Origin of the sequence: Pseudomonas syringae group sp. J309-1 (assembly GCF_032582135.1) — a bacterium.
GTDB lineage: Bacteria > Pseudomonadota > Gammaproteobacteria > Pseudomonadales > Pseudomonadaceae > Aquipseudomonas > Aquipseudomonas quasicaspiana.
The window spans coordinates 214,511-239,783 of sequence record NZ_JAWHNU010000002.1; the positions used below are offsets into that span (position 1 = coordinate 214,511).

The 25,273-nt window shown below is 57.3% G+C and carries 17 protein-coding genes; 4 read left to right on the plus strand and 13 right to left on the minus strand.

Features of this window, described 5'->3' with window-relative positions; all coding sequences use genetic code 11:
* Positions 1–119 precede the first annotated feature (119 nt).
* The 9 genes from RX972_RS02115 to RX972_RS02155 form a co-directional block, all read right to left on the minus strand.
* Positions 120–1,142: an ABC transporter permease gene (locus tag RX972_RS02115; RefSeq protein ID WP_027898404.1), complete on the minus strand. Its 1,023-nt coding sequence runs from the start codon at positions 1,140–1,142 to the stop codon at positions 120–122.
* Between the two features lie 36 nt (positions 1,143–1,178).
* Positions 1,179–2,732 carry a sugar ABC transporter ATP-binding protein gene (locus tag RX972_RS02120; protein ID WP_027898405.1) on the minus strand — a complete coding sequence of 518 codons (1,554 nt, stop codon included), beginning with the start codon at positions 2,730–2,732 and terminating at the stop codon, positions 1,179–1,181.
* Between the two features lie 70 nt (positions 2,733–2,802).
* On the minus strand, positions 2,803–3,738 hold the full coding sequence (locus RX972_RS02125) for a sugar ABC transporter substrate-binding protein (protein WP_231674629.1): 936 nt from the start codon (positions 3,736–3,738) through the stop codon (positions 2,803–2,805).
* A 475-nt stretch (positions 3,739–4,213) separates the two neighbouring features.
* A complete protein-coding gene (locus tag RX972_RS02130) occupies positions 4,214–5,224 on the minus strand; it encodes a Gfo/Idh/MocA family oxidoreductase (RefSeq protein WP_316872395.1) in 1,011 nt (336 codons plus the stop codon).
* A gap of 207 nt (positions 5,225–5,431) precedes the next feature.
* Positions 5,432–7,363 (minus strand): 3D-(3,5/4)-trihydroxycyclohexane-1,2-dione acylhydrolase (decyclizing), encoded by a 1,932-nt coding sequence (gene iolD / locus RX972_RS02135; protein WP_316872396.1) that lies wholly within the window; start codon positions 7,361–7,363, stop codon positions 5,432–5,434.
* A 168-nt stretch (positions 7,364–7,531) separates the two neighbouring features.
* Positions 7,532–9,034, minus strand: coding sequence for a CoA-acylating methylmalonate-semialdehyde dehydrogenase (locus RX972_RS02140; protein ID WP_316872397.1), 1,503 nt, complete (start codon positions 9,032–9,034; stop codon positions 7,532–7,534).
* 24 nt (positions 9,035–9,058) lie between these two features.
* Positions 9,059–9,847 carry a 5-deoxy-glucuronate isomerase gene (gene iolB, locus RX972_RS02145; RefSeq protein WP_027898410.1) on the minus strand — a complete coding sequence of 263 codons (789 nt, stop codon included), beginning with the start codon at positions 9,845–9,847 and terminating at the stop codon, positions 9,059–9,061.
* On the minus strand, positions 9,844–10,737 hold the full coding sequence (iolE, locus tag RX972_RS02150; RefSeq protein ID WP_316872398.1) for a myo-inosose-2 dehydratase: 894 nt from the start codon (positions 10,735–10,737) through the stop codon (positions 9,844–9,846). The genes iolB and iolE overlap by 4 nt, the downstream gene beginning before the upstream one ends.
* A 52-nt stretch (positions 10,738–10,789) precedes the next feature.
* Positions 10,790–12,727, minus strand: coding sequence for a bifunctional 5-dehydro-2-deoxygluconokinase/5-dehydro-2-deoxyphosphogluconate aldolase (locus tag RX972_RS02155; RefSeq protein WP_316872399.1), 1,938 nt, complete (start codon positions 12,725–12,727; stop codon positions 10,790–10,792).
* 284 nt (positions 12,728–13,011) lie between these two features.
* Here RX972_RS02155 and RX972_RS02160 point away from each other — a divergent pair, with 284 nt between their 5' ends.
* Positions 13,012–13,932 carry a MurR/RpiR family transcriptional regulator gene (locus RX972_RS02160; RefSeq protein ID WP_316872400.1) on the plus strand — a complete coding sequence of 307 codons (921 nt, stop codon included), beginning with the start codon at positions 13,012–13,014 and terminating at the stop codon, positions 13,930–13,932.
* A gap of 198 nt (positions 13,933–14,130) precedes the next feature.
* Complete coding sequence (locus tag RX972_RS02165; RefSeq protein WP_316872401.1) at positions 14,131–15,246, plus strand: Gfo/Idh/MocA family oxidoreductase; 1,116 nt, start codon at positions 14,131–14,133, stop codon at positions 15,244–15,246.
* A 47-nt stretch (positions 15,247–15,293) separates the two neighbouring features.
* Here the strand turns inward: RX972_RS02165 and RX972_RS02170 are convergent, their stop codons facing one another.
* Both RX972_RS02170 and RX972_RS02175 read right to left on the minus strand, forming a co-directional pair.
* Positions 15,294–16,295 carry an NADP-dependent oxidoreductase gene (locus tag RX972_RS02170; protein ID WP_316872402.1) on the minus strand — a complete coding sequence of 334 codons (1,002 nt, stop codon included), beginning with the start codon at positions 16,293–16,295 and terminating at the stop codon, positions 15,294–15,296.
* A 193-nt stretch (positions 16,296–16,488) separates the two neighbouring features.
* The gene (locus tag RX972_RS02175) at positions 16,489–17,277 is read right to left on the minus strand and encodes an SDR family oxidoreductase (protein WP_316872403.1); all 789 of its coding nucleotides are present in this window, start codon (positions 17,275–17,277) and stop codon (positions 16,489–16,491) included.
* A gap of 304 nt (positions 17,278–17,581) precedes the next feature.
* Here RX972_RS02175 and RX972_RS02180 point away from each other — a divergent pair, with 304 nt between their 5' ends.
* Positions 17,582–18,151, plus strand: a complete 570-nt coding sequence (locus RX972_RS02180) for a TetR/AcrR family transcriptional regulator (protein WP_231674639.1) — start codon at positions 17,582–17,584, stop codon at positions 18,149–18,151.
* Positions 18,152–18,791: 640 nt separating this feature from the next.
* Here the strand turns inward: RX972_RS02180 and RX972_RS02185 are convergent.
* Together RX972_RS02185 and RX972_RS02190 are read right to left on the minus strand one after the other, a co-directional pair.
* The gene (locus tag RX972_RS02185; RefSeq protein ID WP_027899671.1) at positions 18,792–19,988 is read right to left on the minus strand and encodes a diguanylate cyclase; all 1,197 of its coding nucleotides are present in this window, start codon (positions 19,986–19,988) and stop codon (positions 18,792–18,794) included.
* A 132-nt stretch (positions 19,989–20,120) separates the two neighbouring features.
* Entirely contained in the window at positions 20,121–22,145 is a 2,025-nt protein-coding gene (locus tag RX972_RS02190; RefSeq protein ID WP_316872404.1) for a methyl-accepting chemotaxis protein, read from the minus strand.
* Positions 22,146–22,686: 541 nt separating this feature from the next.
* Here RX972_RS02190 and RX972_RS02195 point away from each other — a divergent pair.
* Positions 22,687–25,119, plus strand: coding sequence for a TonB-dependent receptor (locus RX972_RS02195; protein WP_316872405.1), 2,433 nt, complete (start codon positions 22,687–22,689; stop codon positions 25,117–25,119).
* The last annotated feature ends 154 nt before the right edge of the window (positions 25,120–25,273 follow it).

Here is a 25,273-nt window from a genome sequence, read left to right on the forward strand (position 1 = left end):
GCCGCCATCACGATTCATCACGTGTTGTCGGGGGGGTGTCTCTGGTAATGTCCGGCGGGGGGACAGGGTCCACCCCCCCCGCCACATGCCATTTGCGACTTGACCGACATCCAACGAATTCAGCGCTTGAGTTTGCGCTTGTTGCGGTACTGGTCGATGACCACCGCAATCACGATGATCAAGCCCTTGATGATGTCCTGAATGTAAGCATCCACGCCGACAAAGGTGAACCCGCTGGCCATTACGCCAAGGATCAGCGCACCGATTACCGTGCCGGTGATGCGCCCTACTCCGCCCGCCAGACTGGTGCCGCCGATAACCGCGGCAGCAATCGCATCCAGCTCGTAGGACATGCCCATCCCGGCCTGACCGGTGGCCGCACGTGCCGAGGCCACGACACCGGCCAGCCCCGCGAGCAAACCGGCGATGCTGTAGACGATGATCAAATGACGCTTCACGTTGATCCCCGACGTGCGCGCCGCCTGCATGTTGCCGCCAATGGCGTAGGTGTACTTGCCGTATTTGGTGTAGCGCAAAGCAATATGGAAAATCACCGCCACTACCAGAAAGATAATCACCGGCATCGCACCATGACCAATGGCCGTGTACGAATCCGAAAGCATGCTCACTGGCTGGCCTTCGGTGTAATAACGGGCCAGGCCACGGGCCGAAACCATCATCCCCAGGGTCGCAATAAACGGCGGGATACCCGTGACGGCGATGATGCTGCCATTAATTGCGCCCGCCAGTAGCCCCACACCAAGCCCCATCGCCACCGGGATCCAGACCGGTAAGTCCGTCAGGCTGGGAAACACCGCCCGGGAAAAGTCAGAGGTTTGCGCCAGGCTGGCGGCAATCATCGCAGACAACGCCAGCACCGAGCCCGAGGACAGATCGATGCCCGTGGTGATAATCACCTGAGTCACGCCGATTGCCAGCAGGCCGATAATCGATACTTGCAGGATCATCAGCACCAGGCGCTGGGAGTTCATCAGGAAGCTTTGATCGCGCACGATCCAGCCGAACAGTTCAAACACCAGACCAATGCCGATCAGCACAAGGAAGATGCTGAGTTCGGTAGGCATACGTCGACGATTTTTGGTCGGCACTGTGGCCGATTTGTTTTCCGTTATTGCGTTCATAGCCCGTCACCTTTTTTATTCTGCTTATTCTGTGGATCAGTGGAGCGCCGTCATTCCGGAAGCCAGTTGCATGACTTTTTCCTGGGTCGCTTCATCGCGATCAAGGATGCCCATCAGGTCGCCCTCATGCATCACCATGACCCGGTCACTCATGCCCAACACCTCCGGCAACTCAGAGGAAATCATGATCACTGCCATGCCTTCACTCGCAAGGAAAGAGATCAGGCGATAGATCTCGGCCTTGGCGCCGACATCGATGCCACGGGTGGGTTCGTCAAGGATCAGAAGGCGCGGGTTGGTCATCAGCCAGCGCGCCAGCAAGGCTTTCTGCTGGTTGCCACCGGACAGCGTGTCGATGCACTGTTCAAGGGAGGGGGTTTTCACCCGAAGTTTCTTGCACATGTCCTCGCACAACACGCGCAGGGCTTTTTGTTGAATAAAGCCGTGGCCCGAATAATGCGGCAGCACCGCCATCTCCATGTTTTCCAGCACCGACAGGCATGGGAACAGGCCACTTAGCTTGCGATCCTCGGTCAGCAGGGCAAAGCCTTTGTCGATCGCCATGTGCGGATCGGTAATACGCAGCGCCTGACCGTCGAGAAGTATCTCGCCGCCACTGGCGGGGGTAATGCCAAAAATGGTTTCCGCTACATTGGTACGGCCCGAGCCCATGAGTCCGGCGATGCCCAGAATCTCGCCAGCGTGCAGATCAAAGGATACGTCCTTGAACACGCCGTCCAGGCGCAGGTCTCGTACCGATAAGAGCAAATCGCCGATGGGCTTCTCGCGCACCGGAAACAACTGGCTCAGCTCACGTCCCACCATCATCGAAATAAGGCTGTCGCTGTTCATGCTGTCGGCGCGCTGCAGGCCGATGTAACGACCATCGCGAAATACCGCCACCTCATCAGCAATAGCGAACACTTCGTTCATTTTATGGGTGATGTAGATGATGCCTTTGCCCTGAGACTTGAGGTCGGCAATGATCGAAAACAGATGGGCCACTTCCTTGTCGGTAATGGCCGAGGTCGGCTCATCCATGATCAGGATGTCGGAGTCATAAGACACGGCCTTGGCAATCTCGACCATCTGCCGTTCGGCGATGCTCAGGTTGCCCACATGCTCCTCAGGATCGAGGTTGATGCGCAGACGGGCCAGCAGTTGGGCGGTACAGCGGTGCATTTCACGGTGGTTGACCATGTGCAGGCTGTTGAGCTGTTCGCGGCCGATCCAGATATTCTCGGCGATGCTCATGTGGGGCATCAGGTTGAGTTCCTGATGGATCATGGCGATCCCGGCCTTCTGGGCCGACAGCGGTGTTTCAAAAACTATCGGTTTGCCGCGCAGACGAATTTCACCGGCATCAGGCTGGTAGATACCGGCGATGATTTTCATAAGCGTCGACTTGCCCGCACCGTTCTCACCCATCAGCGCCAGCACCGAGCCCGGTCGCACGCGCAGTTGCACATCGTCCAGAGCAACAACGCCGGGAAAACCTTTGCTGATATTGACGATTTCCAGCAGGTAAGGCTCTTCCGGCAGCCGGGGCTGGATGGCGGGAGGCTGCGAGACAGTCGCTTGAGCGAACATAAAGCGGTACTCCATCTGCGAGGCGGCCGAAGCCGCACTGTCAGCTGATTGTTTTGTTGTTATGCCAGGGCTATTTGAAGTCTTTGACGTTATCCGGAGTGATCAACTTGAACGGGATGACAATGTTCTGTTCGATCGTCTCTTTCTTCGCCATCCGGCGTGCCGCCTCAAGGGAGCCGACGCCCTGGCCTTTGGCATCCTGAAACACCGACACGGCCATCTCGCCTTTGGAGATCGCGTTCAGGCCATCCGGCGTACCGTCCACACCTGCAATCAACACACTGCCAGGCTTGGTGCCGGCCGACTTGAGCGCCATGGCTGCACCAATTGCCATTTCATCGTTATTGGCAAGCACCGCGTCAAACTCACGCCCTTGGGTCAGCCAGTCGTTGACCAGTGTCATGCCTTTGTCGCGCAGCCAGACGCCGCTTTGTTCCTGCTCAATTTTGATGCCCGGGTACTTGGCCAGAACTTCCTTCACTCCCTTCGTGCGGTTGGTGGTGGAGTTGTTCGCCAGGTCACCCAACAGAATCACGATCTTGCCCTTGCCGCCGAGTTTGTCGGCGATGTACTGCATTTGTAGCCTGCCCGCTTCTTCGTCATTGGACGTCACAGCCGCAACGCCCTTGGGCAGATCAGCCTGGTCGGGACGGCGATTGACATACACCAGCGGGATACCCGCCTCGATTGCTTCCTTGCTGATCCGCGCCGTGGACGCCGTATCCACCGGGTTGACGATGATTGCATCGACTTTCTGGCTAATGAAATTCTCGACCTGACTCAGTTGCTTGACCACGTCGGCACGTGCGTCTTCGAACTGCAGTTGCACACCGTCGCCCTTGGGATAGGACTTGGCTTGCTTGTCCATGTGCTCACGGACGTTGGTCAGATAGGTGTCGTCGAACTGCGACATGCTCACGCCGATCTTCAGATCGGCAGCCGTGGCAAATCCGCTGGCGAGCAACAGGGACAAAGCCAGCGCGGTAAAACGGATCGGGGTCTTCATGAACGGTCTGTCTCCAGTATTTTTGTTTTTAAGACGTTGCGTTGATCAGAGCGGGTCGTGCGAGGTCAGCAGTCGAACCACTGGTGCACCTGGAATACAGGGAATCCCGGCGCCTTTGTGTTCGACACGCAGCATGCTGGGAAAGGGGATGCGGAATGGCCGGGCGCTTGGCAGAACGCGGGGCTTGCAGACAGGGCATTAACTCGCAGTACAACGTTGAAGACTTTCATCTGACGGTACCTGGTTGTTTGATCTTGTTTTTGTAGAGTCGCCCAAATCAGGTTCGGGACGTACTTCATGCAACCTGAAAAAGACTTTATTGGAAAATAATTTCCATATCAATATATTTTAGAATTTAATTCCATTTCTTTATTCAAGCCACCCGTGGGGGCTCGTCGTTCATTGAAATAAAACCCGTCACGCAGCATAGGCAGACTGCCTGCGTGCACATTCTGACCGGCTCTCATCAATAAAATCAGCCGTAGAAGCGCGGACGTTCCGGCAAGCTGACCTTCACAATCTGCTCACTGCCTTGCGCTTCGATACATGCATCTGCGGCCACCGCTGCCGCAAACCCATCCCACGCAGAAGGTCCACCGACTTGCCCGGCGCGCACTCCATCGATAAAAGCCTGTAATTCCACGTCATAGGCACCAATGAAGCGATCCTTCCAGTCCATCAGGATTGCGTTGGACAGCTTTGCGCCGCTGCGTAATTGCACCTGGGACGGTTCAGGCAATTTGGCGATACCGGTCTCCCCCACCACTTCGCACTGAATGTCATAGCCGTACTGGCAGTTCACGAACACCTCTACATCAATACGCGTGCCTCTGGCGGTTTCCAGTAGCACGATCTGCGGGTCACGCAGGTGAGCCAGGGCTTTGCTGGACTTGCGCGGAAATACCACTTGCACCGACACGTAGTCATCGTTGAGCAGCCACCGCAACACATCCAGCTCGTGGATCAGCGTGTCAGTGATCGCCATGTCGGTCCTGTAGTGCTCGCCCACTGTCGGGTTGCGGTGCGCGCAGTGCAACATCAACGGCTCGCCGATCTGGCCGCTGTCGATCACCGCTTTCAACGCGCGATAACCTTCATCGTATGGGCGCATGAAACCGACTTGTACCAGGCGCTTGCCATAAGCCACTTCCGCGTCGACGATAGCGCGGCAGCCAGCAGCGGTGACTGCCAGAGGTTTTTCGCAGAACACCGGTTTGCCAACGGCAATGGCGGCGAGCACAAACGCTTCGTGGCTCGGCCCCCATGAGGTCACCAGCACGGCATCGACCTGTGGCGAATTGATCAGCGCATGTCCGTCGGGGTATACCTCGGCGTCCAGCTTGAGGTCGGCAATCACCCTGGCGGCCTGCTCGAGGTCTATGTCGGTGACCGCAACGACCTGGCTATTAAGCAAAGTCTGGCTGCAACGACGAATATGGTCACGGCCAATAGCGCCGGTACCGATCACTCCTAGCTTCAACGACATACACAGTTCTCCGATCAAAAAATAACTGACTGATTTGGAATTCATTTCTGTAGGAGCGCTCTTGGTCTGGGCCGCATCCGGACGATGCGGTGCGTCAGCGAAAAATGCGTTCCCTGACCAGATCCCATCGCGGGCAAGCGCGCTCCTACAAGTCCCCGTTTGCAGCGCGACAGCGTGGTGCCGGGAACGCCGCGGCGACTCTTGCTTTTAGTACTGCCGGGCCTTGGCCAACTGCTCATTGATTTTTTTCGCTGCGGCATTGGTGCGTTCGCTGGTGGACTCCTGCGCCACACCCACCCGCCACCACGACAGGTAGCCGTGGATCATGGTCTTGGGCAGTACCTTGATATCAATCAGGGTCGAGACGGTTTGAGTACGCGCATCGGCTAAAGCGGCCTGCAGTTGCTCGACGGTGCTGACCTTGTAGGTCTTGCAGCCATAGGCCTGCGCGCTCATGGCGAAATCCACTGGTACCAGGCCGCCATCGAGCTTGCCGCTCTCGGGGTCGCGGTAGCGGAATTCGGTGCCAAAACTGTCCATGCCATTGCCGATCTGCAGGTTGTTGATGCACCCGAAAGCCATGTTGTCGAGCAGCACAACGTTGATCTTGCGCCGCTCCTGAATCGAGGTGACCAGCTCTGAATGCAGCATCATGTAAGAGCCGTCACCGACCAGGGCGTAGACCTCTTTGGTGGGTTCGGCGAGTTTCACGCCAAGGGCGGCGTTGACCTCATAGCCCATGCACGAATAGCCATACTCGACGTGGTAGGTGTTGACGCCCTTGCTGCGCCACGCGCGCTGCAGATCACCCGGCAGGCTGCCGGCCGCAGCGACGATGATCGCGTCGTCGGCCAGCGTTTCATTCAACACGCCGAGCACCTGGCTCTGGGTCAGGCACGAGCCAGTCAACTCGATGAATTCACGCAATACCGCACGATCAAGACGGTCATCAACCTCTGGCACGAAGTTGTCGCCCTGGTAGCGAACCTCATAAACCCGGTCCACTTCCGCCTCCAACTGCGCCTTGGCAGTGCTGATCTGCTCACCCCAGCCGGAACGGTAATCACCCAATAGGTCAGTCAACGCCTCAAGCGCGAGGTGTGCGTCGGACAGCACTTGCACGCCGTCCAGTTTCAACGCGTCGCAAGGGTTGATATTGATATTGAGAAACTGCACGTCAGGGTGCTTGAACAGCGACTTCGACGACGTGGTGAAGTCGGTATAACGCGTGCCGATGCCGATGATCAGGTCCGCCTGCGGTGCCAAAAGATTTGCGGCAAGGCAACCGGTTTCGCCGATACCGCCGAGATTCAGCGGGTGGCTGGAAAGCACTGCACTTTTCCCGGCCTGGGTTTCGGCAAACGGAATACCGAAACGCTCCGCAAATGCCTGAAGTGCAGCATTCGCGCCGGAGTACTTGACCCCACCACCACAGATGATCAGCGGGTTGCGTTTACCGTTGAAGGCGGCCAGGGCATCCCTCATCATCGCTTCAGTCGGTGGCCGACGATCCAAACGGTGCACGCGTTTCTGCAGGAAGTAATCCGGATAATCCCAGGCTTCGGCCTGTACATCCTGCGGCAGAGCCAGCGTGACAGTGCCGGTTTCTGCCGGATCGGTCAGTACACGCATGGCGTGAATCGCCGCTGTCATCAACTGTTCTGGGCGGTTGATGCGGTCCCAGTATTTGCTCACAGAACGGAAAGCGTCGTTGGTGCTGATGCTCAGGTCATGAAACTGCTCGATCTGCTGCAACACCGGATCAGGCTGTCGACTCGCATACACATCGCCGGGCAACAACAGCAACGGAATACGATTGGCCGTAGCAGTTGCGGCAGCGGTGAGCATATTGGCCGCGCCAGGGCCTACCGACGAGGTACACGCGTAGATCTTGCGCCGCAGGTGTTGTTTGGCAAAGCCGATGGCGGCATGGGCCATGCCCTGCTCATTGCGCCCCTGATGCACCACCAGATCGCCGCTGTCCTGCTCAAGGGCCTGGCCGAGGCCGAGCACATTGCCGTGGCCGAAAATCGTGAAGACTCCGGCGACAAACTTGCTCTGCACACCATCGACTTCGATATATTGGTTATCCAGGAACTTCACCAGGGCCTGAGCCATGGTCAGTCTCGTTGTAGTCATGTCGCGCCCCCTTATTGGTTTTTCTGGAGGACGCAGCAGGCGCCCGATGCCTGCTGAATATCCACCGGGGAACGCTTGAGCGCGTCCCTCCGGTCAAGGGCAAAACGTAGAGACGTTTGCATTATTGTTGTGCTCCACTAGTTGTTGGTTGTGCTCAACCGGGAATGGTCACTTGGCCGTCGGCATGCTGAACTCGGGGCCCTTGGCAATACTGTCGGGCCAGCGTTGCATCACGCTTTTGTAACGGCTGTAGAAGCGAATGCCCTCTTCCCCATAGGCATGATGATCACCAAACAACGAGCGTTTCCAGCCGCCGAAGGAATGCCAGGCCATGGGCACCGGGATCGGCACGTTGATGCCGACCATGCCCACCTTGATGCTGCGGGCAAAGGCTCGTGCAATGCCGCCGTCGCTGGTGAAGCAAGACACGCCATTGCCGAATTCATGGGCGTTGATCAAGGCCACTGCGCTGGCGAAATCTGCCACGCGCACAATGCCCAGTACCGGTCCGAAAATTTCTTGCTGATAGATGCTCATTTCCGGGGTGACGTTATCGAACAGCGTCGCCCCCACGAAGAACCCGCCCTCCGCGCCCGGCACCTTGAAGCCACGCCCGTCGACAAGCAGTTTCGCTCCCTGGGCCACACCCTGATCGATAAAACCCTCGACTCTGGCCTTGTGCTCTCCCGTGACCAACGGCCCCATATCGCTGTCGTTGTTCATGCCGTTGCCGACCTTCAGCCGGTCGATGCGCGGCAGCAATTTGTCGATCAGCTTGTCACCGACATCGCCTACCACAACGGCAATCGAGATCGCCATGCAGCGCTCACCTGCCGAGCCGTAGGCTGCGCCAATCAACGCGTCTGCCGCCTGATCGAGATCAGCGTCGGGCATCACGATCATATGGTTCTTCGCACCGCCCAAGGCCTGCACGCGCTTGCCGCGTTGGGTCGCCTGCTGATAGATGTACTCGGCAATCGGCGTTGAGCCGACAAAGGAAATCGCTTCGACGTCCGGATGCTGCAGCAAACCGTCGACCGCGGTTTTATCGCCTTGCACCACGTTGAATACGCCCTCGGGCAGTCCGGCTTCAGTCAGCAGGCGTGCCATCAGCAAACTGGCGGATGGATCGCGCTCGGACGGTTTGAGGATGAAGCAGTTACCGGTGGCCAGGGCCATCGGGATCATCCACAGCGGCACCATTACCGGGAAGTTGAACGGCGTGATGCCGGCACATACGCCCAAGGGCTGGCGCACGCTCCAGTTATCGATACCCCCGCCGATGTTGTCGCTGAAACGGGTGGTCAATAGATTGGGCGCACCACAGGCGTACTCGACGATCTCGATACCACGAGTCACCTCACCTTTGGCGTCGGAAAAGACCTTGCCGTGTTCACGGCAGATGATCCCGGCCAACTCGTCATGGTGCTGTTCCAGCAGCTCCTTGAACTTGAACAGGACCCGCGAACGACGCAGGGATGATTGCTCTGACCATTCCGGAAACGCCTTGAGGGCCGAGGCGACGGCATCATCGACGGTCTTCTGGCTGGCCAGGCCTACGCGCGCCTGGACCTCGCCCGTGGCCGGATTGAATACCTCGCTGAAACGCTCGCTTGCGCCGTCCTGCACCTGTCCGTTGATGTAGTGGCCGATTACCTGAATGCTGCTCATTGTTCTTGTTCTCCGTCGAAAAGGTTAGAGATCGAGCAGCCAGCTGTGCTGCGGGTCATTATGGAAATGCCAGGCGCGTTTGGGACCGGCCATCACATTCAGGTAATAAGACTCGTAGCCATACGGCACGCTCACCGGGTGATAACCCTTTGGCACCACTACCAGATCGCTGTTTTCCACGGCCATTGCCTCGTCGATGCTGCGGTCATCGGTGTAGACGCGCTGGAACACATAGCCCTGGGGCGGATTGATCTGGTGGTAATAGGTTTCTTCAAGAAAGCTCTGGTGCGGCAGGTCATCAGTGTCGTGCTTGTGCGGCGGGTAACTCGACGAATGCCCGGACGGCGTGCGCACCTCTACGACCAGCAGTGAATGCGCTGGCTCGCTGTCCGGCAGGATGTCGCACACATAGCGAGTGTTGGCACCTTTGCCGCGCACGCTGCGCTTGCAGGCTTCGGGTCGAATCAGCCGCGGCTCATAGCCCTGCGCACCCGGCGCAGCGCAGACGGCGATCTGCACGTCGCTCAAGGCAGTCACCTGAGCACTTGTGCCCGGCGGAAGGTAAGCGGCAAACGGCGACTTGTCGTCAAAGACCGACTGACGATCCCCTAGATTTTGCCAGTTGAAGGACTCACCCTCGATGTTCACACGACCGCAGAGCAGCACCAGGCAAAGCTCCTTGTCGCCAGCACTGACCGGCAGGGTTTCGCCCAGACTCAGGTGGTACGCAGCGAAACCTACGTAATCCAGACGGCCGTCTTCCAAGGCGACCATGGTTTGTCCATGTTTGTTGCTTTTGACTAACAGACTCATTGTCCAACCCTCTCGTTGAGAAGTGCACGCAAAGTGTCATAACCCTTTTTGGCGTAGATGTAGCTGGGCGCCACGGCCGGGTCCTGCTCGGCTTCCACCACCAGCCAGCCCTCGTAGTTCGCTGCGAGCAGTACGCCCAGCAACGACGCGAAGTCGATATCGCCATCGCCGGGCACCGTGAAGGTGCCGTTGACGATGCAGTCGGGAAAGCTCCACATCTGGTTACGAGCCAGTTGCACTACCGGTTTGCGCACGTCCTTGAAATGAACGTGACAGACACGGTCGATGTGTTTGCGCAGCACTTCGATGGGCTCGCCACCGCCCATGTAGCAATGGCCCGAGTCAAAAAGCAGGCCCACTTCAGGGCCCGTCCGGCGCATGAGCTGGTCGATGTCTTCAGGGGATTCGACGTACGCGCCCATATGGTGGTGGTAGGCAAGACGCACACCTTGCGACAAGGTGAAGCGCGCCAGTTCGGTGAGTTTGTTAGCGTAATCTTGCCAGGCCTGCTCACTATGAAAGCGTGGTCGTTCGATAAGGCGGATGGGTGAACCCTGGATAGAGTCGGCGACTTCGCCATAGACCAGCACCGAAGCGCCATTTTGCCTGAGCAGGTCGAGGTGTCCGGCAATGGCATCGACCTCTTCGGCGACCGAGCGCCGCGCCAGACGGCTGGAGTACCAGCCGGAGACCAGAGCCAGGCCGTAAGGCCGCAGCACATCACCAACGCCCTTGGCGTCTTTGGGAAATTTGCCGTTGAGTTCGAAACCTTCGTAGCCGATGTCCTTGCCTTCTGCAAGGGCAGTGCTCAAAGGCGTTTCACCGCCCAAAGCCGGCAGATCGTCGTTGCTCCAGGAGATCGGGTTGATGCCAATTCGGATTGCGGGCATGGCTGCACCTTTTATTGTTATCAGAAAGCAATGAGATCTGCTTTATTCCGCCTCAGGCCCGCGCGCTGCGCCAGGCATTGATCAACTGTTCGAAGGTGGCCTGCACCTTCTGGATCAGGGTTTCATCATCAATGTCACCCGCCATCCACGCCCGGCTCGGCTCCTGAAAAATCGTGCGACCCACAGCAAAACCACGGCAGGTTGTGCTCTGACTGGCTTGCCTGAAGCCATCAGCAAGGGATTCGATCGACGCGTTAAGCCCCAGCAGTACAACGCCGCGGCAATACGCATCGCGCTCCTGAATCAGTTCGTCGAGCTTTTTCCATTCCTCGGCTGACTGTGCCTCGATCTTCCACCAGGCCGGGTAGATGCCCAGGTTGTAAAGGCGCTTGATGCTGCGATAAAGCACATCGGGATAAGTGGACGGATGATCCTTGGGCGGAATAACTTCCAGCAGCAATTCGTGACCGCTGACCAGAGAAGCCTCGTACACCGCCTTGAGTTGCGCCTCCTGCTCCAGACGCAACAAAGGTTCGTCATCGGGATGAAACTGCACCAGACACTTGATGATCTGCTCCTGGGGCCAGGCGATCAGGTTGCTACCAAGCGAGCGCCCGTGCTCAAAACCCAACGGACGCGAGTTCTGAATCTCCACCGGACGGGCGATCCACCATCCGCGGCCAGTGGCAGCATTGAGCGCATCCTGACCGAAACGCTGGTCGGCAAGCAGGCCCACATCAGCCTCGACACCCTGCGCGTGCAATTTTTGCTCGACCCGCTCCACCGCCTGAATAAACAGCTGCTTGATAGCGGTGAGGCGCGCCGGATCCTGGCCGGCCTTCTGCGCCAGGTCCACGAATTGCCAGCGATGGTCGAAGGCAAACACGAACAGCTGTTTCCAGGCCTTGCGTGGCACCGTAACCCGGTGCAGGCGTTGCAGAATCGGGTCCTGATCCGGACGAGTGATCGGAACCGGTCTGCTGAACAGATAGTCCAGCTCAGCGGGGGTCGGCATGGCGGGCGCACAGGCGTGACGGGAAACGACCAGGCCACCGCAGGCATTGGCCAGCTGGCAGCAACGCTCGTCGTTGGCATCGTTTAACCATCCACTGAGGAAGCCCGACATAAAGGCATCGCCCGCACCCAGCACGTTAAGCACTTCAACCCGCACGCCGGGGTAGACTTCACCATCCTGCAACCGTGCCGGGATAGCACCATGAATGACCGTACAGCCTTGCGGGCCCAGCTTGACCACCAGGGTCGCCGAAGTCACTTCACGCACGGTAAGCAAGGCGGTCAGCAAATCCTCACTGCCACCGGCAATCAGAAATTCTTCTTCAGTGCCAACGATCAGGTCGAAACGCGGCAGGATCTTCTGCACATGCTGACTGACAGTCTGGTCGGCGACAAAACGGGTTTCTCCATCCGCCTTGCCTGCCAATCCCCACAACACGGGGCGATAGTCGATGTCCAGCACACGCCGGACGTTGTGACGCTCGGCGTAATCCAACGCCTGGATGCTGGCTTTGTAAACGCCATCGGTGGAGAAATGCGTGCCGGTAATCAGCAGTGCTTTGCTGGACGCGATGAAGGCTTCGCTGATGTCTTCGGCGCGCAACGCCATGTCGGCGCAGTTTTCACGGTAGAACACCAGAGGAAAGGTTTCGCGGTCTTTGAGGCCCAGCAGTACCAGGGCGGTGAGGCGTTCGGGATCAACCTTGATGCCACTGACGTCACAGCCTTCGCGAGCCAGGGATTCCAGAAGGAAGCGACCCATGTGGTCGTCCCCTACCCGGCTCAGCATTGCCGACTTCAACCCCAGCCTGGCCGTGCCGAATGCGATATTGGCGGAAGAGCCACCGAGGTATTTGGCAAAGCTGGATACGTCCTCAAGTCGCGCACCTACCTGCTGTGCATAGAGGTCGACGCCCAGGCGCCCGAGGCAAATCAAATCCAACTGACGCCCATTGGCAAAACGAGTCTGGCCCATGCTGGCTCCTGTTATTTTTATAAGCCTGCGTTGCACCGCCATCGAGACGGCAAACGCTCTTGGTGCAATCAGACTAAAACGTTCAGAAGCACCAATCAATATTTATTCCATAATTATTTTATATAGAATTTATATTCCAGACATCCAGAGTATACTCCTGGTGCCGACCCACCCTGTCTGTCGGTCAGGGTCGACGTGATGCCAAGGTATTTTTTTACGCCTACCCTGTAGACTTGCGCCACCCATCAGCGCACCAGCATAAATAACAAGCAGAAGGATTGCCCATGCCCCGCACCGATCAGCCGGCCAAGCCAGAGACGACTCAGGAAGACGTTCTCGCCAGCCCCCCGATCAATGCCGAACGCCTGTTGCAAATGATCACCGATGAGTACGAAAGTCTGCCGCGCCAGCTCAAACGCATCGCCACCTACATGAGTCAGCAGAGCGACCGGATCATGGTTGACCGCATCAGCGACATTGCTGGCGAATGCGAAGTGCACCCTTCAGCCATCGTGCGCTTTTCCCAGCGCTTCGGGTTCAGTGGGTTCAGTGAAATGCAGGCGCTGTTTCGCGAGGCGTACACCCACAAGACCACGCCGGTACAGAACTATCAGCAACGCATCCGCAGCATGATCGTCAATAAATCGCAGAAAGCCAGTGGCGGCGACCTGGCACGAGAATGCGTCAACGCAACGCTGTCTGGCATCGAACGGCTGGGCATGGAACTCGACGATGCTGCCTTCGACAAGGCGGTAGACCTGGTGGTCAATGCCGACAACATCTACGTAGTCGGCGTACGTCGCTCCTTCGCTGTCGCCGACTATCTGGTCTACAACCTGCAGCACACCAACAAGCGCATTCATCTGATCTCCGGTCTGGGCGGCAGCTATCGCGAGCAGATGCGCAGCGTGCGGGCCAATGATCTGGTGATCGCCATCAGCTTCACGCCGTATGGCAAGGAAACCCAGCATTGCTTGCGCATTGCCCAGCATCATCAAGCGAAGACGCTGATTATCACTGACAGCAATCTGTCGCCGCTGGCAAAGCGCGCCAGTACGGTGTTGTTGGTGAATGAAGGAAGCTCGTTCGCATTTCGGTCTTTGAGTGCAACGTTATGCTTGTGTCAGGCGCTGTTTATTGCCGTGGCGTACCGGCTGGAATTGAAGGTCGATGAGATTCATGAGCAGTTGGGGTTCGAAGACTGACCGAGCGCCCAAGGGCGAACCTCGCAGGACCGCCTTCAGGCGGGAGGACGTCGGGAGATTCACTGGATTTCTTTCGCCAGAAAAGCTGTCCTCCCGGCTAAGAACGCCATCTGTAAATTTTTATTCCATTAATTGTCACAAGAGAATATTTATTCTATAAATCACCTCTCTGAAAATAAAAATTAAAAAGGGTGAGTCATGCGCAAACTCGGAATCGGGCTTATCGGCACGGGCTTCATGGGGCGTGCCCATGCTTTGGCTTTTCGAAACGTCAGTGCAGCTTTCGAACTGCCTTTCACGCTTCATCTCGCTGCCCTGGCCGATGCCGATCCCGTTCGTGCGCAATCGTGCGCGACGGCCTGGGGGTTTGAACGCGCCTATGGCGACTGGCAACAGTTGATCGATGATCCTGCGGTCAATCTGATCGCCATCACCACCCCCAACCACCTGCACTATCCGATGGCCATGGCCGCGATTGCCGCTGGCAAGCCGGTCTATTGCGAGAAACCGCTGGCGGTGAGTCTGGAACAGGCCACTGCCATGCACCAGGCGGCAAAGGATGCAGGCGTGGTCACCCGTGTCGGCTACAACTACCAGCACAACCCGGTCATTGGGTTGGCAAGACAGCTGATCAAGAACGGTGAACTCGGTGAGATCATCAGTTTTCAAGGCGAATTCAGCGAAGACTTCATGGCCGACCCTGCGTCGCCCTGGTCATGGCGCTGTGAGGCTGCACACGCGGGAGGTGCGCTAGCGGATCTGGGCAGCCATTTGCTGGGCATGGCGCGGTATCTGCTCGGCGATATCGAAGCGGTATGCGCCGACCTCCAGACCGTGCACCGCCAACGCCCGGCCACGGCCGGTAGCCCGGAACTGCGCACAATCGCGGTAGACGACCTGGTCCATGCGCTGCTGCGTTTCACCAATGGCGCGCGCGGCACCTTCAGCAGCAGCTGGCTCAAGCACGGCTATAAAAACCATTTGAGTTTTGAAGTAAGCGGCACCAACGGCACGTTGTCGTTTGATCAGGAGCGCTTGAACGAGCTGCGTCTTTGCCAAATGGGCCAGGCAGGTTTTCAGCGTTTACTGGCGGGCCCGGACCTGCCCGGATATGCAGCGTTCAGCCCTGCGCCGGGTCATCAATTGGGCTACAACGAGCTGAAAACGCTGGAAGTGCATGAGCTGATCATGGCCTTGGCCGGCCAGGGACAGCTCGGCACTGATTTCGGACAAGCGCTGGAAGTCGAGCGACTGGCGTCGGCGATTCGACTCGCTGCTCGCGAACAGCGCTGGGTCAACCTTGGAGAGGTCTGATCACCGAAAACCAGGGTCGGGGTGGGAATCAACCCAATGACCGGTGCTCATCTGATCTTCACAACGACCTTGCCTTTGGCGCGCCCCGTGGCTAGATATTCCAATGCTTGCTTTGCCTGCTCGAACGTAAAGACCTTGTCGATCACCGGTCGAACATGCCCGGACTCAAGCAGCTTACCGATCTCGCCCAGTTGGGCGCCGTCGGGGCGAACGAAGAGGAATGAATAGGCAACGCCTTTGCTTTTCGCGAGCCGGATGATTTTGCGGCTCATCAAACCAAAGACGACACCGAGGAAGGCATTCAATCCGCGAGACTTGGCGAACGCTTTATCCAAGGGGCCAACCAGAGAAACGATCCTGCCGCCAGGCTTGAGGACATCAACGGACTTTGCGATCACGTCGCCTCTGAGCGTACCGAGCACCAGGTCGTAGTCATGCAGAACGGTCTCGAACGCTTGTTTCTTGTAGTCGATCACTTCATCTGCGCCGAGGCTGCTGACGTTCTGCACATTAGGCGTACTGGTGTTGGTGGTCACCTTTGCGCCGAGGTGTTTCGCAAGCTGGATCGCGAAGCTGCCAATGCCTCCGGACCCGCCCGGGATAAACACTTTCTGGCCCGGCTGAAGATCGCCGCGCTCTTTGAGTGCTTGCCACGAGGTAAGTCCTACCATCGGAATGGACGCCGCTTGAACGAAGTCCAGATTGGCAGGCTTCAGCGCGGCAGCGCTTTCCGGTACGACCGCACACTCAGCAATTGACCCGGTACCGAGGTCGAACAGGCTGGCATAGATCTCATCCCCGACCTTGAAACGAGTCACCCCGCTGCCTACCTGAATCACCACGCCTGCCAGGTCACTGCCAAGAATGGCGGGCAGTTGAAACTTCAGAACAGGCTTGAAAATACCGGTAGGGATCATGTTGTCGATGGGGTTGATCCCGGCAGCATGCACCTCGACCAGGAGTTCATTGGGCTTCAAGACTGGAAGGGACACCTCAGCAAAGCCAATTTCCGGGGATTTGCCGTAGCGTTTGAAGGTCAGCGCTTTCATAGAGCCTTGATTCCGGGAAGGTCTGGAATGATTTTCTGTCGCTCACGAGCACCGCGAGGCAGCGATGGCGTCCTGTCTGATACATCGCCATCGCGGCCTCGCGGTGCTCGTGCGCTCCGACAGATCCAATGTTTGCTTCGCAACAGCGCGGTGTCACGACACCGGCGCGGCTCGCGTCAACACGCAACAACCATCAGGCTTTCGGCTGATAGCGCTCGGCGGCATTGGCCTGGCGGATATCCGACAGCAATCCCTGGCGCGCGGCATCCAGTGCATCCCAACGCTCCGCGACATGCAGCGGCGGGATGGTGACGAGTTCGCGCCGATCAAAGCCGACAAGCGCCGCGTCGACCAGTTCTTCAACGTCCATCACATCAGCGATGGTATTAACGTCGATTCCCGCCCTCTCCCATATCTCGGTACGCGTCGCCGCAGGCAGTACGGCCTGGACGTATACGCCACTCGGCGACAATTCCAGATTCAGGCCTTGTGACAGGAACAGCACAAACGCCTTGGTAGCACCGTAAACCGTCATACCAAATTCCGGCGCCAAGCCCACCACCGAACCGATATTAACGATTGAGCCAGTACCCGACTGGGCAAAACGCGGGGCGACTGCGGCGGCCAGACGGGTCACTGCAGTGACGTTCAGGGTGATTAGTTTTTCGATAGCGTCTGCCCCCTGCTGAACGATCCCACCCGACTGAGCCATGCCGGCGTTATTGATGAGAATGCCAATTTGCGCGTCTTCGCGCAGACGAGCTTCCAGCGCGGAGAGGTCTGCAGACTGGGTCAAATCTGCCTGAAGTACCTCGACAGCAACGCCGTTTTCTTCACGCAGTTGTAAGGCCAGAGCATCAAGGCGTGCCTTGTCCCGCGCAACCAGAACCAGATCGTGGCCGCGACTGGCGAAGCGTTTGGCATAGATGGCGCCGATGCCGCTGGAGGCGCCAGTGATGAGTACAGTTGCAGGCTTTGTCATGGGAAAAGTCCTTCAAATAATCGGGTTTTACAGGGTTGGAAAACAGGCGTTTCAGCCGGCAATACTGGGGTTAGCCGAGGCATCCGCCGCACAACTGCCATAGAGCGTGTCTCGATTGAGCTGCGCCTGAGGCGATGTGGTTTTCTGGGAAGCAACGAGCGTTTTGCCGGGCATTTTTGTTTGGCTTCTGGCGTGAGAACGGAGCCAATGATTACGGTCACAATCTAAAATGTCAACATTTTGATGTCGAGCGACATCAATGTATAGTGTTTAGCTCATGTTGGACAAAACTGCTGGATGAGCGATGAAAGTCACCAAGCAACAGGCGCAGGCAAATCGCGCACATATCGTTGAGACCGCGTCGGCCCTCTTTCGCGAGCGCGGTTATGACGGCGTTGGCATTGCTGATCTGATGGCCGCAGCGGGCTTCACTCAGGGAGGCTTCTACAAGCACTTCGGCTCGAAGGCAGATCTGATGGCGGAGGCAGCGGCTTGCGGCATCAGCCAGTCGGCAACGCTGACAGCCAGTACGTCAGTGAAGGAGTTCATGGAGTTTTATCTTTCCCGCGAGCACCGCGACAACCGCGCCACGGGTTGCACCATGGCCGCGTTGTGTGCAGATGCAGCCCGCAAGGAAGAAGAGGTCCGCGCAACGTTCGCTGCGGGCATCGAAACCCAGCTGGCCGTGTTGCGCGATGGCGCCGGGCAGTCGGAGGATGAAGACTCTGCTCAGGCAAGAGCCAGGCGACTGGCCATAATGGCGCAAGCACTGGGCGCTATCGTCTTGTCGCGGGCATGTCCGGATGACTCGCCATTGGCAGATGAAGTTCTGGCGGCGAGTCGCGAGGCTATTCTCGGGAAAAAGTTTTCCTGAATACTGCATTCACTGCATGGCTTAAATCCTGAGTGCAGCGCTTTGTCCGATTCGAACAGGTTGGCTATGGTCTCAGGCTCATTAGCACTGGTGGGACCGAATTTATTCGGGAAAGCGATCTTTCAGGCGATACGAATGCTGCGTATGCACCGGCCTCTTCGCGAATGAATTCGCTCCCACCGGGATCAGTGCTTGCAGGCCAACATGGAATCTTTCACAGATACCGTTTCAGGCGGATCGCAAATCCCTGTGGGAGCCGGGCTTGCCCGCGATATTGGCGACTCGGTTTCATCGCTATACCGCGTCATCGTTCATCGCGAGCAAGCTCAGCTCCCACAGGTTTGGTAGTGAGTCAGGCGCAAAACATGTGGGAGCCGGGCTTGCCCGCGATACATGAGACGCTGCTGGAAGACACACCGCGTTATCTTTTATCGCCGGATGCGGCTCGGCCCAGGCACCGCTCAGATACAGGTACTCGCCTGTAGGAGTGAGCTTGCTCGCGATGAACGATGACACGGTCTAACTGACAAACCGAGTCGTCTGCATCGCGGGCAAGCCTCGCTCCCACAGGGAAGTGGTCAGGACCCGAAATGGAGTCGCGAGAGTTCGCTCAAAACTGCAATGCATCAAGTAATTCGTGCTAAGCACAGCGAAGGCAGTCACGGCCGGCATGCTTGGCGGAGTAAAGCGCGGCGTCAGCGGCACCGATCAAGGCTCCGGCGCTGACGTGAGGCGCGACGGCGGCCGCGACTCCCAGGCTGATGGAGACTCGAGCACCTTCGCCCAGTGCCGGGTGCGGTACATCGAGGGCAGCGACTGCCGCTCGCAGCCTCTCCGCTAACGCGCTGGCTTTGGCGAGATCTGCATTCAGCATCAACACCAGAATCTCTTCACCACCGAAACGAAACGTCAAAGCCCCCTCTTTTTTAGCAATCTGCTGGATAGCGCCGCTCAACAGTTTCAAACAGATATCGCCCTGCGGATGACCATAACTGTCGTTGTAGATTTTGAAGTGATCTATATCCAGGAGGATGACCGCGACTTTTTTGGGCGAGCGCGCCGCGTGATCCCAGACCGATGTCAGTACTTCATCCTGATACCGGCGATTGAACAATTGGGTCAGCGCATCAGTGCGCGCCATTTCCATCAACTGCACCTGCAACAGACGTCCTTGCAAGGCGAACAGATAGCTCATCCGGCTACCACGCTCAAGAAAATACGATGCCATCAACAGCAGTGCCACTGTCGAAACAAACAACAACGCATTGGCTTGCCAGATCAGAAAATCAGCGATATCCGCCATGTAAGTCGTCACGAGCTGGATGACCAGCATCAGGCTCATCGCCAGCGCGGCGTAACGCAATGGCAGTTGCTGGATCATGGTGCAATAGACCATGAGCAGCAGCATTCCCAACTGGTAGTGAAGCCGATACGGACTGTCGCTATAGATCATCACGATCAGTGGCATCAGCGAGGCGACGACAGTGCCAGTCGCCGCAATGGCTTCCAGCGCCCAGCGCTTTTTCAGACGCTGGATCCACAACAGGAAGACGATAAACATCGGCGTGATCAGGCACAGCCTGCCGAGTGCTACGTAAGCAAATACATCGCGCAGTGTCAGCCAGTCGCTGATCAGGAACAGGTTGTAAACCAGTCCTCCTCCAATGCCGACGATGGTGATGAATTGACGCCGCTGTTCCAGTGTTTCGGCCTCGTAGCGTTGCTCAAGATCGTCACTGAAGCGCAATGCACGCACCCCTGACGCGATGGTCTGCTCGACCTCGATCAGAATTTGAGGATCCTTGGCACTTGGGCGATCCAGGAGGGTATTGAGCATGGGGCACCGGAACAGCAAAGAGAATTCGGTTGGATAGCGCAATGCAGCCTGCTGCTACCCTGATAACCGGAGCGATCTGTAAAGACGACCGCTCCGTTCACACGTCATGAGATGAGTGTTGTCAGCCACGTTCTACATCTTGAAACGTGACACCACCATTCGTAGCTCACCTGCCAACGTCGACAGCTCGTTGGCAGTGACGGCGTTATCTTCTATCTCTTCCCTGAGCGCTTCGCTCCCGTTGCGAATTTCGGTGACGTTACGGTTGATGTCTTCAGATACCGCATGCTGCTGTACAGCCGCACTGGCGATCTGGGTATTCATCCCGACAATCCGCTCGACACCCTCGTTGATTTCATCAAGGCTGGCCGCTGCCTGATCTGCAGAGGCAATACAATCCTGCGCCCGGTGCCTGCCGGCTTTCATTTGCTCCACCGCCGCGGTTGTTGCCAGTTGCAACTCCTGGATAATCCGGCGGATTTCTTCTGTCGAATTCTGCGTGCGTGAAGCCAGGGTCCGAACTTCATCAGCAACCACCGCGAAGCCACGGCCCTGCTCCCCTGCACGGGCAGCTTCGATGGCAGCATTCAGCGCCAACAGGTTGGTTTGATCGGCGATGTTGCGGATAACCTCGATCACGCCGCCGATTTCCTGGCTGTGCACGGCCAGCGCAGAGACCTTCTCGGCGCTGACTTCAACTTCACTGGCCAGTTCTTCAACGGTCAGTCGGGTGTCGCGCATGACTGCAAGACCTGTGCTTGACGCCTGGCTGGCTTGCTCGGCGGCACGTGCGGCGCCCTCGGTGTTCTGCGCAACATCCGCAACACTCGCGGTCATTTCATTGATGGCCGTGGCAACCTGTTCGGTCTCACCCTGCTGGGAGGTCATTGAGTGTCTTGCTCGCTCGATTGACAATCCGAGGCGTTGAGCTGCGTCCGATACGGATTGTGAGCTTTGTTCAACCTGAGTCAGCGATGTGCTGAATGCCTGTGCCATATGGTTGAGGCCATTGCCAATGTCCGCCATCTCATCTTTGCCCTGCACTTTTGCGCGGGCCGTGAGATCGCCTTGCGCAATCAGTTGGGTAGCGCTCAGCACGCTATCGATCGCCCGGCGCATGGAACTGTAGATTCCGCTGAAACCGTAAATCAGCAACAGCCCCATGAACGTCAATGCGCCCAGAATCAGCATTCTTTCGCCTGACTTCTCTTCGATACGCTGATCCAGCAAAGCCGACAGAGAATCCTGCAGCATGTCCTGGGCCTTGTACAAATCGGCCACTACAGCGTTGCCTTTTGCTGGCAGGTCCTGCACGCCACTGATGGTGTCGCTGGTCGAAGCGATCAGCGAATCAAGGTCATTACGGAAACTGTCCAGATTCACCAATGCGTTGGTCACAGGGAGTTGAATCCGGTCAGCCAGAGCGGGTTCCTTGCGACGCAACAGATTGAGGCTCTGTTGCAGTTCTATGCGGATCTGCGCTTCAAGCTTCAGCAGTGACTGCAGCGTAGAACGTGTGCCGTCAGTCAACGGTTGCCCGTTGCGCAGACCGCTGGACAAGCCCCGTAGTTGTCCCACTACGTTGATCTGGCGAGGTAGCCTGATTGTGCTCTGGTCGATCATGAACAGCGAAGCGTAATCCTCATCCAGGACCATGCCGGAAGTGGCAGAGACGAAATAGATGAAGTTCAGCGTCTGAACAAGCTGGTCATTCCAGTCATCGAATGCCTTCCCTGGGTTGGCACCCGGCCTGGCCTGATCGATGAGCCGCTGAGCCCCGGCGCGCAAACGTTGCACGCGGTCGCCGGTTTCCAGCGCCATATTGTATTGACGGTCAGTGGAATCAAGCTTTGAAAAAGCATCCAGCAGCTTCGCCTGGTTGGCCGAGAAATCAGCCTGAACCGTCGGGTCGCCACTCAGCAAGCGATTGGTAAGCGCACGTTGCATCATCGATAGACGAAGCACCGGGGTGACGTCCATCAAATAGCGCTGCCCCACCTGTTCGGAATGCACACCATCAATGCTGGCATTGATCTGACTGACGATTCGGCCACCCAGCAGCGACAAGGGAATGAGGACTATTAATGCAAGTAAGGCGAATTTTGCGGGAAAACGTAAACGGCTGGACAGGTACACGGCAGGTGCAAGGATGTTCATGAAGATTCTCACAGCCCTGATGGGCAATATTTTCTTGATGGGGGTGAGAACGATCCGTTTCTCTAAACAATCAGGGACTTCTTTGGCCCCTTGAAGCGCACTTCGAACGATGATTTCACAAGCTAACTCAAATACTGGCTATGAGACATCATTCAGGTTACAGCTCCGACTCGCGGATTCTGTAAAAAGTTGCGCGGCTTGATTATGTTTCGGCTGAATTTCGATTTTTATTGATCTTTATCGACGAATGGCTATGTGCCACTTCGAATATTTACAATCAGGGTGCTGCTGCCCATGCGCGGGTGTATTAGGTAGAGCGCTGTTATACGCGTCGCAGCTTCATCAATTACTTTCATATATTTTCTTTATAAGATGCCGATAAAGAATAATATCAATATTCCAAAAAAGCATTTCCAACGCTTTTATTATGCAAATACTATCCAGCGCAGACGACATCGTTCCAGCTCTCACACCTTCTATCAGGCCAACTCATCTGCACCCTCGCCACGGGCCAGTGCCAGTTCAATGGACACCGCCCGACATGACAACGACGCTCGCAGCAAGCGCTGCCAAAACGTTTCCGCTTTCAACACTCGCAGCCGCTCTGTTGCTGGGGGCATTCTCGCCAGTGGCCGATGCCGCCGACGACGAGTCCAGGCTCAGTACAGTGACAGTGATCTCCACCGGCGTACGCGGGCAACAACGAACAGTGGCGGACAGCCCGGCGCCTATCGACATCATCAATAGTGAGCAGTTACTCAAGACCGGTCGCGCGGAGCTTTCGGAAGCGATTGCCAAACTGCTGCCCTCTTTCAACTTCGGCACCAACATTGCAGGCTATAACTCGGTCACCCGGCCATTGAGCAACCGCAGCCTTGGCCCCGCCTACACATTAGTACTGGTCAACGGCAAGCGCCGCCACAACGGCGCAACAGGCCAGCGCGGTTCCATCGATAACAGCGGTGCCAATGCGGTAGATATCGACCTGATCCCGGTCAGCGCCGTGGACCACATCGAAGTGCTCAAAGACAGCGCCGCGGCTCAGTACGGTTCCGATGCAGTCGCCGGTGTTATCAACATCATTCTCAAATCCGGTGATTCTGGCGGACACTATGAAACCACCTACGGCAAGCTGTTCTCCGGAGCCGGGGAAACCATCAAGATTGCTGGCGACCAGGGCTTCACCCTCGGTGAAGAAGGCTTTTTCCACTTTTCTGCCGACGCTCGCAAACGTGGCGAGGCGTCCTGGAACAACAAGGCTGACAGCAGCGTTCGCGCGTTCAGCGACCCGGTAAAAGAGGCGGCCTGGGATCGGGTTGCGATCAAAAACGGCGATCCGGATCTCAAGGCCTTCAACCTGGCCTACAACGCCGAATTACCCCTGGAAGACCTGACGCTGTATTCCTTCACGACTTACGGTGAGCGCGACGCCGAGGCGGCTAACTATTTTCGCTTGCCCACTGGCACTGCAGCGGTACCGGAAGTCTTCCCTGATGGTTACTACCCGCTGAACAACATCAAGGACACGGATTACCAGTTCCTGTTCGGTGGCAAGGGCGAAGTGGCTGACTGGAACTGGGACCTGAGCACCACTTACGGGCGCAACAACGTTCATCACTCCAGCGACCTTAATATCAACCCGTCACTGGGCACCGCGTCGCCCACCCGATTCGACAACCTGGCGACGTTTCGCTTTGAACAGTGGGTCAACAATCTGGACTTTACGCGTCGCTACGACAGCCTGTTTCAGCTGACCTCGCCCTTACAGGTATCGGCAGGCCTGGAACATCGCTGGGAACGTTTCAGTACCTTTGCGGGGGATCCCGAGGCTTATATCACTGGCACCTATCCAGCTGCATCGGGCGCCCAAGCGGCAGTCACTATTCGTCCGGAGGATGAGGTCAACCTGATTCGCAACAACTATGCGGGTTACCTGGATCTGGGCTTTGATCTGACCGATCGCTGGTTTCTCGACGTTGCTGGGCGGGTTGAGCATTACGACGATGATTCAGGCAACACCTTCGGCCTGAAGGTGAACTCCCGCTATGAACTGACCGATACGGTCGCTGTAAGAGGCACAGTCGGCACCGGTTTCCGGGCGCCCTCCCTGACCCAGATCGGTTATACGGTTGCAGACAACCGGGTCGCCGTCGATGTGAACGGTAACGTTGTACCCGCCGTGACCCGGCTTACACCGTCAGGCAGCAACCTGGCCAAAGCCTTGGGCGGCGATGATCTGAAGCCAGAAAAATCGCGCAACCTTGGCTTGGGTTTGACCTGGCAACCAGCACCACGCACCAGCGTCACGGCCGATGCCTACCTGATCGACATTGATGACCGCATTGCCCTGACCAGCAACATTTATGATCAGGGTAATGGCGTCATCAATGGCATTCTCGCCGCTCAAGGCGTTCCTTCGGGAACCTGGGTCAACTATTACACCAACGCGTTCGACACCCGCACACGCGGACTGGATATCGTTGCTGACCACACCACGCCATTGAATGGCTGGGGTGATGTGCGCTGGAGCCTGGGGTTCAACTGGAACAAGACCACTATAGAGGGCGTGACCGACACCCCCGCCGCTCTGACCAATTCGGGAGTAAACCTGGTCGGCCGGGACCGCGAAGGCGACCTGACCGAAGCCTCACCCAAAACCAAATGGATTCTGGGTGCCAACTGGAAAGTCGAAGACCTGGCGGTCAACCTGCAGACCAGTCGCTATGGAGCCGTCAAGACACTGGCCGTCAACCCAGGAGGCGACCGGAGTTTTGGTGCCAAATGGATTACCGATCTGGATATCAGCTACACCTTCATTGATCAGTTCACGGTGAGTATCGGCGGCACCAACATCTTTGATGTGCGGCCGTCGAAAAACGCTGTGTACAGCAACCTTGGCCTGGCACCGTATGGCAACCCGCCGTTCTACCCGGGTGGCGGGTACTGGTACACCAAGCTGGCTTATGACTTTTGATTGATTAGTGATACTGCGCTACTTATCTGCGAATGAGGATCTGTGGGAGCAGAGCTTGCTCGCGATAAGGCTGGAGGCGGTCCAAAGTGAATCGCGTCCAGCCTTATCGCGAGCAAGCTCTGCTCCCACAGGATTCTGCGCAACTCCGCAAACC

What these genes read in the sequence shown, in the direction of transcription:
- RX972_RS02115 (WP_027898404.1), bottom strand. Translation starts at nt 1,142, where the DNA reads ATGAACGCAATAACGGAAAACAAATCGGCCACAGTGCCGACCAAAAAT.
- RX972_RS02120 (WP_027898405.1), bottom strand. Translation starts at nt 2,732, where the DNA reads ATGTTCGCTCAAGCGACTGTCTCGCAGCCTCCCGCCATCCAGCCCCGG.
- RX972_RS02125 (WP_231674629.1), bottom strand. Translation starts at nt 3,738, where the DNA reads ATGAAGACCCCGATCCGTTTTACCGCGCTGGCTTTGTCCCTGTTGCTC.
- RX972_RS02130 (WP_316872395.1), bottom strand. Translation starts at nt 5,224, where the DNA reads ATGTCGTTGAAGCTAGGAGTGATCGGTACCGGCGCTATTGGCCGTGAC.
- iolD (WP_316872396.1), bottom strand. Translation starts at nt 7,363, where the DNA reads ATGACTACAACGAGACTGACCATGGCTCAGGCCCTGGTGAAGTTCCTG.
- RX972_RS02140 (WP_316872397.1), bottom strand. Translation starts at nt 9,034, where the DNA reads ATGAGCAGCATTCAGGTAATCGGCCACTACATCAACGGACAGGTGCAG.
- iolB (WP_027898410.1), bottom strand. Translation starts at nt 9,847, where the DNA reads ATGAGTCTGTTAGTCAAAAGCAACAAACATGGACAAACCATGGTCGCC.
- iolE (WP_316872398.1), bottom strand. Translation starts at nt 10,737, where the DNA reads ATGCCCGCAATCCGAATTGGCATCAACCCGATCTCCTGGAGCAACGAC.
- RX972_RS02155 (WP_316872399.1), bottom strand. Translation starts at nt 12,727, where the DNA reads ATGGGCCAGACTCGTTTTGCCAATGGGCGTCAGTTGGATTTGATTTGC.
- RX972_RS02160 (WP_316872400.1), top strand. Translation starts at nt 13,012, where the DNA reads ATGCCCCGCACCGATCAGCCGGCCAAGCCAGAGACGACTCAGGAAGAC.
- RX972_RS02165 (WP_316872401.1), top strand. Translation starts at nt 14,131, where the DNA reads ATGCGCAAACTCGGAATCGGGCTTATCGGCACGGGCTTCATGGGGCGT.
- RX972_RS02170 (WP_316872402.1), bottom strand. Translation starts at nt 16,295, where the DNA reads ATGAAAGCGCTGACCTTCAAACGCTACGGCAAATCCCCGGAAATTGGC.
- RX972_RS02175 (WP_316872403.1), bottom strand. Translation starts at nt 17,277, where the DNA reads ATGACAAAGCCTGCAACTGTACTCATCACTGGCGCCTCCAGCGGCATC.
- RX972_RS02180 (WP_231674639.1), top strand. Translation starts at nt 17,582, where the DNA reads ATGAAAGTCACCAAGCAACAGGCGCAGGCAAATCGCGCACATATCGTT.
- RX972_RS02185 (WP_027899671.1), bottom strand. Translation starts at nt 19,988, where the DNA reads ATGCTCAATACCCTCCTGGATCGCCCAAGTGCCAAGGATCCTCAAATT.
- RX972_RS02190 (WP_316872404.1), bottom strand. Translation starts at nt 22,145, where the DNA reads ATGAACATCCTTGCACCTGCCGTGTACCTGTCCAGCCGTTTACGTTTT.
- RX972_RS02195 (WP_316872405.1), top strand. Translation starts at nt 22,687, where the DNA reads ATGACAACGACGCTCGCAGCAAGCGCTGCCAAAACGTTTCCGCTTTCA.